We start from the raw sequence: 14,731 nt of genomic DNA, 5'->3' as shown, positions 1-14,731 counted from the left end.
TCCTACTCTTGTTGATAATCCGCTAGCGGTTTTATATATGCTTTCACTTTTTCAAATTTCGATTGCTTCGGTACTGCATATACGTGAGAAGCTGTTTTAATTGCTGCGCTGTAGCCTTTTATATTGAACCATTCTTTCCGCTTAAAAATATGAACTTCAAGCCATATTTCATTTGTTCTTGTATCCAAAAACTTTTGAGAATTTGATTCTTTTTGCTGATCTGGTATTGTAATTTTCCCTATTAACTCTTTAGGAATTTTCACATAATACCCTTTTTCTATATCTATATATCGTTCTTCAATTGGTTTAATTCCAGATTCACTCCACTGTATGTAACGTTCAAAAAGCGGACTATCACCATGTGATTTATCTTCCCAACCTTTTGGACGTACAGTACGAACAAATTCAATAATGCCGTCTTCATTAACATCTTTACTTTCTACAACATATTCATTAAATAAATCTTCTTTCCCATCTATAGGTAATACTTCATAATGATCCTGATCAAATTTTGCTACATAAGTTATACCTGAATGAGCGCCAACTCCTGCATCAATTACTACCGCCTTTAGTGATTTAGATATACGACCCATTTGTATTCTTTGAATACTATTTATAAATGGATCGTATGACACTTCAGATAAAGTCTTAAATTGTTCCATGAACTCAACTGTCAGCTTCTCATCTTTTTCAAATGTAACAAGGCTTATATCTTTCAGTCCATTTTCATTTAGATCCTCTATGAATAACTTCGTATAACTTCGATTATATATTTCCTTCATATCTTCATTTTCTTCCGAAAAAACATACATAACATGTTCTAACGATTCACGATTTACAGAGATTCCGATTAACAACTCTCTCTTCCCGTTCCCTGTAAAATCACCGACTTCAACGATATCTACATCTCCACCATCAAATTTATGTGTGGACTTTATTCTCCAGCCATTTCCGATTTCTTCATATACGGCTAAATATACGCTATGATCTTCATTCGGCAATTTATAAAATAAGATGGCTTCTTTCTTATTATCTTGTTTAAAATTCATTGACCAAATCATCTGTTTATCTTTGTTAGACATTGGAGTAAGTAAGCGATAATTAACAGGTAAATCTTTATCAATTTGTTCCTTTAATTCATTAATCCATTTTTCATTTGTAGGAGCTTCCATTAGACTTGTTGGAGCCTCAGACATTTTACATCCAGTCAATATAAAGATAATTCCCATCATGCTTAACCATTTCTGCATATGATATCTTTCCTTACCACAAATTTTGAATATGTCCTTTTACTTTTTTACCTATCCATTATACTCATACATATGAGTATAATTTTTCTAAACTAAAAAATCGTTACAGAAAAGTTACAAATACATTCCCATAAAAAAAGATTGGCAAAAGCCAATCTTTTTTTATTATTCGTTTCGGACTGATTTTGGCGTTACACCTAAATGATCATTTAATTTTTTGGAAATGTCTTTTACATTTTTTTCATTTGGAATGTAATAATAAATACCACCGATACGTTTATCTGTACCTTCTATTTGCATTTTTTCCATTTCCAAATTAGATCCTGCCATATTTTTTGTAATGGCCAGCATATCGTCAAATGTTAAGTTCGTTTTCATATTTTTATCAACCGCATCCAGTAAAGAGCCCATTTTGCTAATTGATTGAACAGACATCGCTTTTTTAGCAATTGCTTCTATTACAAGTTGCTGTCTCTGTCCACGCATTGCGTCACTATCAATTTTACGCGTTCTTGCAAGTGCAAGTGCTTGTTCTCCATTTAAATGTTGGTAACCTTTTTCTAAATGGATCATACCAGCTTGGTCTTTACTATCTTGTTCAGTGAAAGTAACTGGTACATCAATATCAATACCACCAATTGAATCGACAATTTGTACGAATGATTCAAAGTTAAACTTCACATAATAATCAACAGGGACATTTAAAAATCTTTCCACCGTATCACGTGTGCTTTCTACGCCACCAAATACGTGAGCATGAGTAATTTTATCTAATTTTTTTCTAGTTGGAATGTAAACACGTGAATCACGTGGAATACTTACTAGCTTAACAGACTTATCATCTTTATTAATTGTTGCTAATAAAAGTGCATCTGTTCGAACTGCTTCGCCATATTGGCTTTTTCTCATTTCACTTCCATCTACACCCATGATTAATATTGAAATATTATCCTTTAAAGGTTCAACTTCTTTATCACGCTTTGATGACTTATCAATTTTTGCATACGCATCATTTACAACAGCTTTTGCTTTATTATATATAAACGAACCATATCCTACTCCTCCAAAAATAAGTAGGAAAAATGGAATTAATATGAACCATTTTATTGACTTTCTTTTAGAACGCTTTTTATTACTTCTCGTATTTTGTTCTAATTCAGAGCTCATACCCATTCGCCTCTCTTTCTCTTTACCAAGTATAATGTAAGTCTATTTATCTTCATATTGAATTTCCTTTCACTAACCTTACAATTTTGTAAGGTTACTACTTAAACCCAATACGTATTCCATTTCACATTATACTCTCGTACTTATTTTTGGCAAGTCACTATTTACCAATTTCAAAAATTTAGCACTTCGCAACATATGAATTTACAAATTTATTAACTCTTTCATTTTAAATTAGGATGTCTTTTTCTTAACAAACGATATGAATAAAGAATCCAGCTAATTATAAAATCTCTATGAATACAGTATATTTGACGTTATTATTTCTCAAACGGCGTATACACGCTTTTCTTCCCCTGATTATCAATGTAAGCCGACTTTGCTTTTATTTTCGTTTTTTCTACTTCCATGTCTTCATTTGAGAAGTTCACAATGATTTTAATATCTTTTCCATAAGAAACAGATTGTACTAGCTTATCTTCTGACAAATACGCAAAATTCGTCATCTCTTCTTTTACTGCTTTTTCATGAACTTCATTCCAAACTTTTAGATGCTCTGTAATTTCTTTTTTATGCTTATTCCACTCTACTTCATCTAAATGGTACAACGGAGGAACATTATACAATAATTCAGACAGCATTCGATTTCCAACTTCATCTTTTACCTTTAAACTTCCCCATTCCCAATGATGCGTTGTAATAACGGAATCATTGTATACTAATTTATATAATGGTACCGAATATACTGGGTTTAAATATACTTGTTTATATTCTTCTTTCAATGGTACTTGTTTTGCATATTTTTCAGGCACATTTTGATTTGGTGACCAATATCCACCTACATAATACGGACTTGTTTTATTTTTCCGCATATCTTCATCGTCCCATTTAATAACAGGTGTTTCAATTCCATGTGCAAATGCAATCGTACTACTAGCAAAATCATTTCCGCCTTCAGAACCAACGACCATACCCTTTTCTTGCGCAATGTAGTCCATTCGTTTTAAACGTGCTTTTAAATCTTGCTCTTGTGTCGTTATATGTTTCGCTGAATAGTCATCGTAAATTTCACCTGTCGCATCACAATCAATAAACCATGAATTATATTTAGGACCATTTTGTAATATATCATTCATGCGTTCCTTTACACTAGGCAGCGATAAAGTCGGATTTAACTTGAGACCTCTTCCTAAAAAGCCTTGCACCTTTTCTCCGTTTTTCTTCGTTACAGTAGCCTCTTCGTATAATGACGGGTCATTAAAGGATGCTGTGTTCCAATTTTTATCACTTTTTTCGTGAATGGAATGATACGAATCATACGGACCAACTAAATACCCCATTTCCTTAGCTTTTGTCACGAAATTAGGTTGCATAAATCCTTGTTCCCAGTTCGGCAGACCAATCCACGCTTTTTCTATTCCTGCCTCTTTCATTTCCTTTAATATATCCGTTCCATCTGCATTACCCCATTTACTTACCTCTTCAACCGCATCACCAAGTAGCGACTTTAATAAATGCTTATTTAAGCTATACAATTCTGTATTCGTTAAGTGACCTACACCTTTCTTTAATAGCACACTAGCTTCCTGATTAACGTTTTGAAAAATATCCTCTTTATAAAATTCCTTCATCGATAATACTTCGTTTATATAACGTAAAATAACATTTTTTTGATACTTATCAATGAAATCTTGTTTACTTACTTGATCCAATACATTCAGTTCCCCAGGCTCGGAACTATTCTTTTGAATAAGTTCTTTTATATGACTAAACAGCGGGCTATTTATTTGCTCCCTTAGTTTTGGCCAATTTATATTATTTTCTAATAAACCATTTTGATTCCAAAAATAAAAATGCGCCGCTCCATATAACTTTTCGATTTCTTTATTTTTTCTAGCCTTTTCTTGTAATGTTTTAAATTCACCTTTTCGAACAATATCATCCTTATACAGTTTAGCAATGCTTACCGCATCATTATTTGTCACATATAATTGAAATCCATATGTTTTATTTTTATTTATGCTCGGAAATTCATGTGTAAAATCAAATCCTATTTTCGGATCCGAATGAAATTTCAATTCATTATTAAACATATTCGTTGCAATATATACAATTGAATATCTCGAACCATTTAATGCGAAAAACTTCATAGAAAATGATTCAGCAAATGAATATGCATCATCCTTTAAAAACTTCTTCCAATTCTCATCATTGCTCGGAATTTGCTTACCCTCCCATAACGGAAGTGTATAATTTTCAGCTTCTACTTTCGGCCATGTAAAGCTTTCTGCACCAGTCGATTCCACTTCAATGTTTAAGTGGTCTTTTTTCTTTTCTAATTTTATTTTTACTTTTTGATCTGGATATTCCCACGATGTACGATCCTTTTCTTTTTTTACATTCGATACCTTCATTTTCGGTAGGGGTTGTGATGCCTGTTCCTTTGCCCCCTCATGTTCTACAGTTAATGTGAATGTTTCTGGATTTACATCATAAGTAAAATCTTTATACGTCGCTTTCTTTATTTTAGACTCTTGTACAGCATTACTACCTTTTACGTCACAACCGACTAAAGTCGAAAACGACATAGTTGTAAGAAGACATATCGCTATCATTTTTTTCATCCTCTGCACCTCCACCAATGAATATACAGATGCTTTGTTACAGGAATGTGGCAAAAAATAATAGAGCTAGCATTTTGCTAGCTCTGTTTGGAGTATTAAAAGTTGATATGAACAACTATAATTCGCTTAGAAGATATGTAATACAGTAACTACATTTTTTCTCAACAATTATGAAACTAAACAAATCAAAATTTTAACAAGCATTCTTCAACTGAAAAAATAAGTGTATACAATATATCCTAAAAGTAGTACTAAAATGATTATTCCTGTACCTTTCCGATTCATACCGCCTGCTATATCAACTGGACTACCCGTTTCCGCTCTATTGAGTCCGTCACGTAAAGAACCCGTAGGATTACTTTTTAATTCACTTTGTCTCATACGCTCTCTTTTTTCTTCTGGTGACTCTTTATTCATTTAATCACCTCCAAAATGAATGCACTCTTTACTTCCATTATTCAAAATCAACATTTGTTTTATATTTTTCCGAAAAAACCTAATTTAAAATAGGTTTGCAACGTAAAGAAAGCTAGCCATGCCAGCTTTCTTTACGATCCAATATGCTCTTCCTTATTTACAATAATACCTTTATGGTCGATTTCAAGCTCACATACTTTCATATCTGTAAATACTCTCGCTAATTGCTCAGCGATTTCTTGACGTTTCTCATATGGTGTTAATATAAAAATAGATGGTCCCGCACCGCTAAGTGCTGTGCCGTACGCACCAAATTCTTTTGCGCATTTACGAATAGATGGTAATAACGGTACGAGTTCTAAACGATATGGCTCGTGAAAATGGTCTCTCTCCATCATTTCACCTACAACTTCCCACCGCTTTTGACATAATGCAGCTACTAATACGTTACTTATCGCACTAGCTTTAACTGCCTCATGAAACGGAAACATCTTTGGTAATACAGATCGACTTTCATCTGTATTTAATTCTGCATTCGGAATGAGAGAAATTACACCCAATTCCTTGCTCTCAATTCTTACGACGGAAACATCCTTTCCATCAAGTGCTCCAATTACAGTTCCACCTAATATAGAAGCAGCAACATTATCAGGATGTCCTTCAAAATTTGTAGCAATTTGAACTTTTTGATCAGCAGTTAAGTTCAAATTGCCTAGTTGATTCGCAAGCTCTATCCCAGCTACAATCGCTGATGCACTACTTCCTAGCCCTCTCGTTAATGGGATATTACTAGTAACTTCTATTATATGGGGTGATATAGAAGGACATACTTTACATGCCGTGCTAACGATTAAATTTTTATCGTCTGTCGGAATTGATTCTTCAAAGGAATGGATTACTTGCCATTTATCAGCTTTTTCTTTAACCACCACACCTAAATACAATGACAAAGCTATTCCAACTGAATCAAATCCAGGACCAACATTCGCCGTACTAGCAGGGACACGAACGCTAAATGGTATCACGACATAATCACCCCTTTAATATGATCTTTAATTTGTTCTATATCATTTGACACACTTGCGATGTCTAGTTGATTTGAAGAAATAGCGATATCAGGATCCTTCAAACCATTTCCAGTTAATACCGCAACAACTGTTTCTCCCTTTTTGATTTTCCCAGATTGAACATGTTTAATTACGCCGGCTAATGAAGCATTTGATCCTGGTTCAGCGAAAACTCCTTCAGTTTTTGCTAATAACCTATACGCATGTAAAATTTCTTCATCTGATACCATATCTATTTCACCACGAGACTGCTCGGCAGCCTCTACTGCATACGACCAACTTGCTGGGTTACCGATGCGAATCGCTGTTGCAATTGTTTCAGGCTCTTCAATTACATGCCCTTTTACAATTGCAGCTGCTCCTTCCGCTTCAAAGCCATGAATTCTTGGCTTTTTATAACCTTTTTCTTTCTCATATTCACAGAAGCCTTTCCAATACGCTGTAATATTCCCTGCATTCCCAACAGGGATAGCTAGAACATCTGGTGCATTTTGCAATTGGTCACAAATTTCAAACGCTGCTGTTTTTTGCCCTTCAATTCGATAAGGATTTACTGAGTTTACTAACGTAATCGGCTCTTCTGCAGCAATATTTCTTACAGCCTTAAGCGCATCATCGAAATTCCCTTCTATTGAAATAATTTCAGCTCCATAAGCGACCGCTTGCGCTAATTTTCCATGTGCAATCTTTCCTTCTGGTATTACGATAATGCATTTCATCCCAAGACGTGCCGCATATGCTGCAGCTGACGCTGATGTATTACCTGTTGATGCACAAATGATTGCTTCTGAACCTTCTTCTTTCGCCTTAGCAACTGCCATAACCATACCACGATCTTTAAAAGAACCTGTCGGATTCGCTCCTTCGTACTTACCATATAGCTGAATCCCTAATTGTTTTGATATATTTAATAATGGAATAAGTGGTGTGTTTCCTTCCATTAAGCTGACATCAGGTGTATTTTCATTCACCGGTAAATAAGACGCATACTGTTTTAATAGTCCTTTATACATATTGTTTTTCCTCCTCAATAATGTAGTAACTGTTTATTTCACTTGCGACAGCTTCTATCGCTTCTAAAACTCGTTCAAATTGATACTTGGAAGTTCGATGTGTCACAACAACGACTTCTGCCAGTTCACGGTTTAAAGGTAATTGAATAACCTCTTTTAAACTTACAGAATAATTAACGAAACATTCTGTTATTTTTTGTAACATCCCAGGCTCATCTTGTAATGAAATGCGTAAGAAATATTTCGAAACTACTTCTTCATCACCTTGTAATTCATAAGGAACTGGTTCTTTTAACGCACTTTTATTTTTCGGAACTTGATTCATATTTTTAACGATTGAAATAATATCACTTACTACAGCAGAACCAGTCGGTAACTTCCCAGCTCCGGGTCCATAAAACATCACTTCGCCTACCGCTTGGCCATGGACATACACCGCATTAAATTCATTATTCACATTTGATAATGGATGCTGGCTCGGTAAAAGCGTCGGTTCTACACTTAAATGAATGGCTGGTCCTTGTTTTTCAGCTTTACCAATTAACTTCATAGTAAATCCTAACTTTTCAGCCATTTGTAAATCTTCTTTTTCGACCTTTCGAATCCCTCTTACTTGCACATCATCTAATGAAACATTCATCGAAAAACCTAAGTTTGCAAGAATTGCTACCTTTCTCGCCGCATCTAGTCCATCTACATCTGCTGTCGGATCCGATTCTGCAAAGCCTAATTTTTGTGCTTCCTGTAAAGCCTCTTCATAAGACCATCCATTTTGACTCATTTTTGTTAACATATAATTTGTTGTACCATTTACAATTCCCATTATTTTTTCAATTTGATCTGAAGCTAATCCATCCGTTAATCCTCTTAACACTGGAATACCGCCCGCTACACTCGCTTCGTAACATAAATCACAATCATTATCGTTCGCCAGTTGAAGAAGCTCTGCACCATATACAGCCATTAAATCTTTATTTGCTGTTACGACATGTTTTTTATTTCGTAAAGCCTTAACAATATGCTGTTTTGCTTCTTCAATTCCTCCCATTACCTCTACTACAATATCAATATTTGAATCATTTAGAACTTCATCTGCATGACTTGTTACTGCAATTCCGTCAATACAAACATCGCGTTCTTTTTCCAAATCACGTACAACGACTGTTTTCACTTTCACTTCGTATCCTGTATCAAGTGCGATTTTTTTATAATGTTCTTTCAAAATATGAACAACACCACTTCCGACCGTACCTAAACCTAATACCCCAACATTTATAACGTTATTCATCTTCTAATCTCCTCCTAAAAGTTTAATTGTTACATCTATAAATCACCTTACTCTGCTTTTTTGTCATGCAGGTGGTGGTTATTTCCGTACTTATAAATCGTTTCATGTTACCGCACCTCCTTTCAAAGTAATAAAAAAAACACATTCATCCCTAGGAAAGGGACGAATGTGTTTTCGTGGTTCCACCCTTGTTCCAATCTAGACGTATTTCTCCCTAGATTGCTCAAGTTCAGATAACGGCTGATACCGCCAATAATTACTAGATTACTCGTTCACTATTGAAGTTCAAAGGTGGTAAAATCATTTCTCGTGTTAGGAAGCTCACACCCTTGGCTTCCCTCTCTGTAAACCGTAAAAATGATTTCGTGTCCTTATCGTTACTTTTTCGTTCATGTTTATTTGTTAACTCATTATACTCGCATAAAAAACAAAATCAATACTATTTTTTAATTATTTTAAATTTTCAATCTCTTATACCATAAAAAACACACTCATCCCTAGGAAAGGGACGAATGTGTTTTCGTGGTTCCACCCTTGTTCCAATCTAGACGTATCTCCTTCTAGATTGCTCAAGTTCAGATAACGGCTGATACCGCCAATAATTACTAGATTACTCGTTCACTATTGAAGTTCAAAGGTGGTAAAATCATTTCTCGTGTTAGGAAGCTCACACCCTTGGCTTCCCTCTCTGTAAACCGTAAAAATGATTTCGTGTCCTTATCATTACTTTTTCGTTCATGTCTATTTGTTAACTTATTATAGTTATCAAATTTTTAAAAAGCAAGCCTATTTTTACTAACTATTTTCAAAATAATTTTTTATTATATTTCACAATAGCATTATGCAACTGCCACTCAATTTACCTATTTTGTCATTTCTCCAGTTTATAAATCAACGGTTCATATATAAAGTGAAACTTTAATCAGTGGGGATTTTGTTCATCCCCACTGATTATTAGCCTTCACCAATCGGGCTTTTACGGGCAGTTGATCCCCACCTAACTTCTTTGCTTTCGCTGAATTTTGAGGTAGGGGTGTTACTGCCCGTTAATGCGGGATAAATCCCCATTCTAAAACCCGTACATACTCACCTTACAAAATTATATCAATAAAATTTTTAATACAATCTTTTTGTATAACTTTCTTCTAAAGAACGTGCAACATCTTCTTCTGAAGCATTCACTTTCGCATGCTCTAACAACATTTTTGCTGCTGAAGGTAACTCTTTTTTATTTAACCAAGATTCTGGATCCCATATCTTCGAACGAATAAACGCTTTTGCACAATGAATGTAACACTCTTCTATTTCAACAACAATTCCAAGCAACGGATTACGTCCATTCGCCTGCATTTCTTTCAAAATTTCTTCGTCGTTTGTAATATACGCTCGGCCATTTATTCTAAGTGTCTCCCCAAGACCTGGAATAAAAAAGATTAGTCCTACACGTGGATTTGAAATAATATTCAAAATGGAGTCTATACGACGATTTCCTGGCCTTTCTGGAATGATAATTTTATTATTATTGAGTACGTATACAAATCCAGGTGCGTCTCCTCTCGGCGAGGCGTCACACTCCCCCAACTTATTTGCAGTAGATAATACTAGAAAAGGAGATTTAGAAAGGAAATCTACACCATGGTGGTCTAATGATGAAATAACTTTTTTCAATGCTCGCTCACTTGGTTTCCCCAATATTTTCCGTAACTCTTCCTCTGTTGAAATAATCGATTTTATTTCCATACGCTCTATCTCCACTTATAATCGCCTCTTTTTCTTTATTTTCCCAAAATTCAATACGAATATTGTATAATAAAATTTGCAGAAAGGGGAATTAAAATGACAGAGTGGTTAACAATATTTGATTCTGAAAGAAATACACTTGGGAAGAAATTACGCGATGAAGTGCATCGTGACGGTGATTGGCACGAAACATTTCATTGTTGGTTTGTAGAAAAAGATGCTAAAGATATATTCTTATATTTCCAATTACGCTCTAAAAATAAAAAAGAAGCTCCACTTATATGGGATATTACTTCAGCTGGACATATTATGCATGATGAAGATGTACAAATTGGTGGTCTTCGTGAAATCGAAGAAGAATTGGGGCTTTCCTTTCAAACTACTGATTTAGTATACAAAGGAATCTTTAAAATAGATTATGAAATTTCAAATCTTACTGATCGTGAATTTTGTCATATGTATTTTCACAATGTCATCAATCCACTTCCATTCGCACCAGGTGAAGAAGTAGACGATGTGATGAAAGTACATGCAACTTCTTTTCTACAACTATTAAATGGTGAAATTTCATCTTTTACAGCTACTTCTGTTTTGAGCAATAAACCGATAACGATAACTTTTGATGATATTTATCCATATGATCTTGCATACTATGAATTTGTTATAGAGAAAGGAAAAGAATTATTAAAAAATAATAGTTTATAAATAAAATAGGACTCTTAGCATAATATTGCGTAGAGTCCTATTTTTTATTATTGTTCAAGTATCTTTAATTTATTCTCTACTTGTATAAATAAAAGAATAATTAATAACAGCATAACCACCATAATCGCTATTATTGTATGTGGATATCTAAACAGTATACTAATAACACTTCCAATTAACATCATGATGAATCCGTTTTGCTTCATCACTTCTGCACTATACCTGTTACCCGCATCCCATAATTCCTTATTTTTCATAGATCGTTTCGTACGATAACCATATGCCGCATTAATATCGGTCGGTGGATTTTTTTGAAGAACAATTGCCGCAAGTATAAATATAGTACCTATTAAAATACTCATTCCTATGTTTATTAGTGCATACATCAATTATATCCCCTCCTAACTTACACCTTCATTATACGACATGACCCTTTTTTCAAATTTATAACACATTCAATTTCTTTCTTTTGATGTGTGGAACATACTTGGAAGTGTTACAAAACGTGCCCCTTTCGTTTTTAACTGCGGAATGATTTTGTCTAGTGCATCTACAGATCCTTGTAAATGCCCACCTGGTGTTGAATGCTGAAGGATGACACTTCCTGGAAATGAATTCCCTAATACATTATTTGTAATCGTATCAGCGCTTACACCTTTCCAATCAACTGTATCAACACTCCACTGTACAATCATAAAATTTTGCTCTGTTGCCCACTTCAATTGCTCTTCAAGTATTTCACCGTATGGCGGACGTATAAACTTCGGTGCATAACCAGCTAAACGATTTAATATTTCTTCCGTTTTTATTATTTGATTACGATACTCAGCATCATTTACTTTCGCTAAGTTCGGATGACTATACGTATGATTACCAATTACATGCCCTTCATTTGCAATACGCTTTACTACGTTCGGAAATTTTTCTGCGTTTTCACCAAGTAAGAAAAAAGTAGCTTTTACATTATGTTGTTTTAACTTATCTAATATTTTTGGCGTGAATTCTGAATCTGGTCCATCATCAAATGTAAGAGCTACTTCCGCTTTATTATACGGTCCTGAAAATGCGTACGCATATTTTTCAACCCATGAAAATGGTGTCCACGATCCACGATCATCTGCTTTCATTTGTACTTCATAGCTTTGAGGGATATATGCGTATGGCAATGCGCTTATATATTCTCCATAATAAAGTGAGTTATATGGCATATAAGCATACGAAACATCTCGTTCTAGTCCCCATTGATATGGAGTAAACATTTGTGGCGAATAAAAATAATACATGATAAAAAACCTCCCTAAATTTTCATATGTGATTCATCTGCACTTTGTTAGAGAAATTGTTATTCATAAACAAAAATAAGACTGTCCTTAATTAGGACAGTCTTACTGCTTTATATTATTAATAAATTGATGTACTATCTTTTGGCAAAGTTTTCACATGTTTTAAATAGTTCGTCACTTTATCATCATCTTCTTGCGGATATTGATATTCATACGTGTTAGCGACTTCGTTCGCCACTTCCCTAAATAAATCACTCATGACAAAGAATGACTCCCATATGTTTTCATATTCAGCATTAGAAAATGTCCTTTTAAATTGCTCCCACATATCTTCTTCAATATATTGCTCGAAATGCTTTCCAAACTTCCCTGTATTAACTGTAAAGTCTGTTTTCATACCAATATGCCATTCTAGCATTACGATGAACATATCTCGCACTGGTCCTTCAAGCATTCCTTTTGCATAAGAAAGTTCCTCTCTCCATAACCCTTTTGCCACATTTGTACTACACCACCAAAATTCATTACAGCAATCCAAAAACTCTTTTTCTGTAGGCTTTTTTATTAAGTAATCCTTATCGCTTGCTGGCGGGAATCCTTCCATACAATTATCTTTATCAAGAAGCAGTTTACTTAAACTATCTTGTCCAACGAACTTTTTTATTAACTCAACTGGAACTAGCGTTAAATCAATCCGATTCCCATCCATGAACTGCATTAAATATGGAAACTTCCCATCTTCATCTGGTTGAACTAACGACATTTCTTCTGGCATTTGTACTATCATTATTTCTCCAAATCTATGAACCCAATTATGATTAGACGTAAAAGATTGTATATCATTTACAACATACATAATATCATAGTCTTGAAAACAATCTCTTTTCACATTTGGATTTACACGCGATCCATTCATGATAACTGCTCGAATTCTTTCATCCTCTTTTGCTATATTTATAATTACGTCTAACATTTCTTTTTCAGTTCTCATCTACTTATATCCTCCAATTTTTTAATATATAATATAGTGTTATGTATATTGGAGGTCCACGAGCTAATCTCGTTATACACGATACATGTTATAATTTTTGAAACTTCTTTTTCATCCCTTTTTCCTCCTTACATCACTCTTTTACAACTGCCATCCCTTTCAATTTCCCAATGCTTTCTACCATTCACTTTTAATTATACCGAAAATTCTGTCTCGAATACAAAAAATAAAGAAAGGACATCTACCCCTTACAGAATAGATATCCCTTCTTTTAAAGTTAAATTTAATTCCTATGGATTAGTAGACCAAAGCCCAGCAGATTTAATAAATGTACGTTTATTTAATTTCAGCTGCGCTACGATAAATTCTGCAATATCTTCTGCTTGCATTACTTTATCAGGGTTTCCATCAGTTAATCCTAAATCTACAGCCATATCAGTTGCTACTGTACTTGGAGTTAAAGCTGTTACACGAATGTTATGTTTGCGAACTTCCATCGCTAACGATTCTGTTAAGCCAAGGACACCAAATTTAGAAGCACTATATGCACTTGTTACAGGTGCACCTTTTTGTCCTGCTGTAGATGAAATGTTAATGATATCACCAGATTGTTGTTCAATCATGCTCGGTAAAGCTGCACGAGTTGCATAGTATACACCCATTAAGTTTACTTGAATGATTTTTTCCCAATCAGTAACGTCTAGTTCTAAAAACTTACCGAATTTAGAAATACCAGCGTTATTAATTAAAATATCGATAGATCCTAAACCATTTTTTAACGTTTCAATCGCAGTCGTCACTTCTTCATATGAAGAAACATCAGCAGTTGCAATAACAGCTTTTACACCTTCTGCTTCTACTTCTTTTGCTACAGCTTTTAAGTTTTCTTCTGAACGAGCTAATAAGCCTACATTTACGCCTTCTTTCGCTAATGCGATTGCTACAGCGCGACCAATCCCTCTACCTGCTCCTGTAATTAAAGCATTTTTACCTTGTAATAATTCTGCCAAGTATAACACTCCTTAATCATCTCAGTTATGTATTATATTAAAATTGTATCTATGTTTATGTAAAAAGGCAATGATGCACTTTCATGTGCGTAGGTTACTTGTAGGTAACTATAGAAAGTTTTTATTTATAAGTTTCATTTTTTTACCATTATTCATGTAAAATAAAAACAAATCCA

Annotated in this window: 13 protein-coding genes and 2 other annotated features; of the genes, 1 reads left to right on the top strand and 12 read right to left on the bottom strand. The window is 34.2% G+C overall.

What is annotated here, in order from left to right; genetic code table 11:
- Nucleotides 1-2 precede the first annotated feature (2 nt).
- The 8 genes from ES895_RS07365 to ES895_RS07330 form a co-directional block, all read right to left on the bottom strand.
- Nucleotides 3-1,250 carry a hypothetical protein gene (locus ES895_RS07365; RefSeq protein WP_001174860.1) on the bottom strand — a complete coding sequence of 416 codons (1,248 nt, stop codon included), beginning with the start codon at nucleotides 1,248-1,250 and terminating at the stop codon, nucleotides 3-5.
- 165 nt (nucleotides 1,251-1,415) lie between these two features.
- Entirely contained in the window at nucleotides 1,416-2,417 is a 1,002-nt protein-coding gene (locus ES895_RS07360) for an LCP family protein (protein WP_001987131.1), read from the bottom strand.
- Nucleotides 2,418-2,737: 320 nt separating this feature from the next.
- Entirely contained in the window at nucleotides 2,738-5,041 is a 2,304-nt protein-coding gene (locus tag ES895_RS07355; protein ID WP_135238254.1) for a glycoside hydrolase, read from the bottom strand.
- A gap of 207 nt (nucleotides 5,042-5,248) precedes the next feature.
- Nucleotides 5,249-5,458, bottom strand: coding sequence for a DUF6366 family protein (locus tag ES895_RS07350; RefSeq protein WP_001031481.1), 210 nt, complete (start codon nucleotides 5,456-5,458; stop codon nucleotides 5,249-5,251).
- 131 nt (nucleotides 5,459-5,589) lie between these two features.
- Nucleotides 5,590-6,483, bottom strand: coding sequence for a homoserine kinase (gene thrB, locus ES895_RS07345; protein ID WP_000612105.1), 894 nt, complete (start codon nucleotides 6,481-6,483; stop codon nucleotides 5,590-5,592).
- Nucleotides 6,480-7,538 (bottom strand): threonine synthase, encoded by a 1,059-nt coding sequence (gene thrC, locus ES895_RS07340; RefSeq protein WP_000276439.1) that lies wholly within the window; start codon nucleotides 7,536-7,538, stop codon nucleotides 6,480-6,482. Before thrC ends, thrB begins: the two co-directional genes overlap by 4 nt.
- Nucleotides 7,531-8,826, bottom strand: coding sequence for a homoserine dehydrogenase (locus tag ES895_RS07335; protein ID WP_001066899.1), 1,296 nt, complete (start codon nucleotides 8,824-8,826; stop codon nucleotides 7,531-7,533). Before ES895_RS07335 ends, thrC begins: the two co-directional genes overlap by 8 nt.
- A gap of 155 nt (nucleotides 8,827-8,981) precedes the next feature.
- Nucleotides 8,982-9,213, bottom strand: a binding site (T-box leader).
- Between the two features lie 114 nt (nucleotides 9,214-9,327).
- Nucleotides 9,328-9,559 (bottom strand) — a binding site (T-box leader).
- A gap of 383 nt (nucleotides 9,560-9,942) precedes the next feature.
- Nucleotides 9,943-10,581 (bottom strand): pyridoxamine 5'-phosphate oxidase family protein, encoded by a 639-nt coding sequence (locus ES895_RS07330; protein ID WP_000402139.1) that lies wholly within the window; start codon nucleotides 10,579-10,581, stop codon nucleotides 9,943-9,945.
- A gap of 81 nt (nucleotides 10,582-10,662) precedes the next feature.
- Here ES895_RS07330 and ES895_RS07325 point away from each other — a divergent pair, with 81 nt between their 5' ends.
- Nucleotides 10,663-11,271 carry an NUDIX hydrolase gene (locus ES895_RS07325; RefSeq protein ID WP_000141382.1) on the top strand — a complete coding sequence of 203 codons (609 nt, stop codon included), beginning with the start codon at nucleotides 10,663-10,665 and terminating at the stop codon, nucleotides 11,269-11,271.
- Nucleotides 11,272-11,318: 47 nt separating this feature from the next.
- Here the strand turns inward: ES895_RS07325 and ES895_RS07320 are convergent, their stop codons facing one another.
- From ES895_RS07320 to ES895_RS07305, 4 genes are all read right to left on the bottom strand, one after another.
- Nucleotides 11,319-11,657, bottom strand: a complete 339-nt coding sequence (locus ES895_RS07320; protein WP_000271092.1) for an SdpI family protein — start codon at nucleotides 11,655-11,657, stop codon at nucleotides 11,319-11,321.
- Nucleotides 11,658-11,726: 69 nt separating this feature from the next.
- Nucleotides 11,727-12,554: a peptidoglycan-N-acetylglucosamine deacetylase gene (locus ES895_RS07315; protein ID WP_000291225.1), complete on the bottom strand. Its 828-nt coding sequence runs from the start codon at nucleotides 12,552-12,554 to the stop codon at nucleotides 11,727-11,729.
- Between the two features lie 118 nt (nucleotides 12,555-12,672).
- Complete coding sequence (locus ES895_RS07310) at nucleotides 12,673-13,545, bottom strand: aminoglycoside 6-adenylyltransferase (RefSeq protein ID WP_001258542.1); 873 nt, start codon at nucleotides 13,543-13,545, stop codon at nucleotides 12,673-12,675.
- 290 nt (nucleotides 13,546-13,835) lie between these two features.
- Nucleotides 13,836-14,555: a 3-ketoacyl-ACP reductase gene (locus ES895_RS07305; RefSeq protein ID WP_135238253.1), complete on the bottom strand. Its 720-nt coding sequence runs from the start codon at nucleotides 14,553-14,555 to the stop codon at nucleotides 13,836-13,838.
- Nucleotides 14,556-14,731: the final 176 nt, after the last annotated feature.

This window comes from Bacillus sp. 007/AIA-02/001, from assembly GCF_004634455.1.
Classification (GTDB): domain Bacteria; phylum Bacillota; class Bacilli; order Bacillales; family Bacillaceae_G; genus Bacillus_A; species Bacillus_A cereus.
This window is presented reverse-complemented; position numbering and strand designations above follow the sequence as displayed.

Bases quoted from the DNA above. Each gene is read 5' to 3' on its own strand.
- ES895_RS07335 (WP_001066899.1), bottom strand. From the start codon at position 8,826: ATGAATAACGTTATAAATGTTGGGGTATTAGGTTTAGGTACGGTCGGA.
- ES895_RS07350 (WP_001031481.1), bottom strand. From the start codon at position 5,458: ATGAATAAAGAGTCACCAGAAGAAAAAAGAGAGCGTATGAGACAAAGT.
- ES895_RS07315 (WP_000291225.1), bottom strand. From the start codon at position 12,554: ATGTATTATTTTTATTCGCCACAAATGTTTACTCCATATCAATGGGGA.
- ES895_RS07365 (WP_001174860.1), bottom strand. From the start codon at position 1,250: ATGCAGAAATGGTTAAGCATGATGGGAATTATCTTTATATTGACTGGA.
- ES895_RS07320 (WP_000271092.1), bottom strand. From the start codon at position 11,657: ATGTATGCACTAATAAACATAGGAATGAGTATTTTAATAGGTACTATA.
- ES895_RS07325 (WP_000141382.1), top strand. From the start codon at position 10,663: ATGACAGAGTGGTTAACAATATTTGATTCTGAAAGAAATACACTTGGG.
- ES895_RS07360 (WP_001987131.1), bottom strand. From the start codon at position 2,417: ATGAGCTCTGAATTAGAACAAAATACGAGAAGTAATAAAAAGCGTTCT.
- thrC (WP_000276439.1), bottom strand. From the start codon at position 7,538: ATGTATAAAGGACTATTAAAACAGTATGCGTCTTATTTACCGGTGAAT.
- ES895_RS07355 (WP_135238254.1), bottom strand. From the start codon at position 5,041: ATGAAAAAAATGATAGCGATATGTCTTCTTACAACTATGTCGTTTTCG.
- ES895_RS07310 (WP_001258542.1), bottom strand. From the start codon at position 13,545: ATGAGAACTGAAAAAGAAATGTTAGACGTAATTATAAATATAGCAAAA.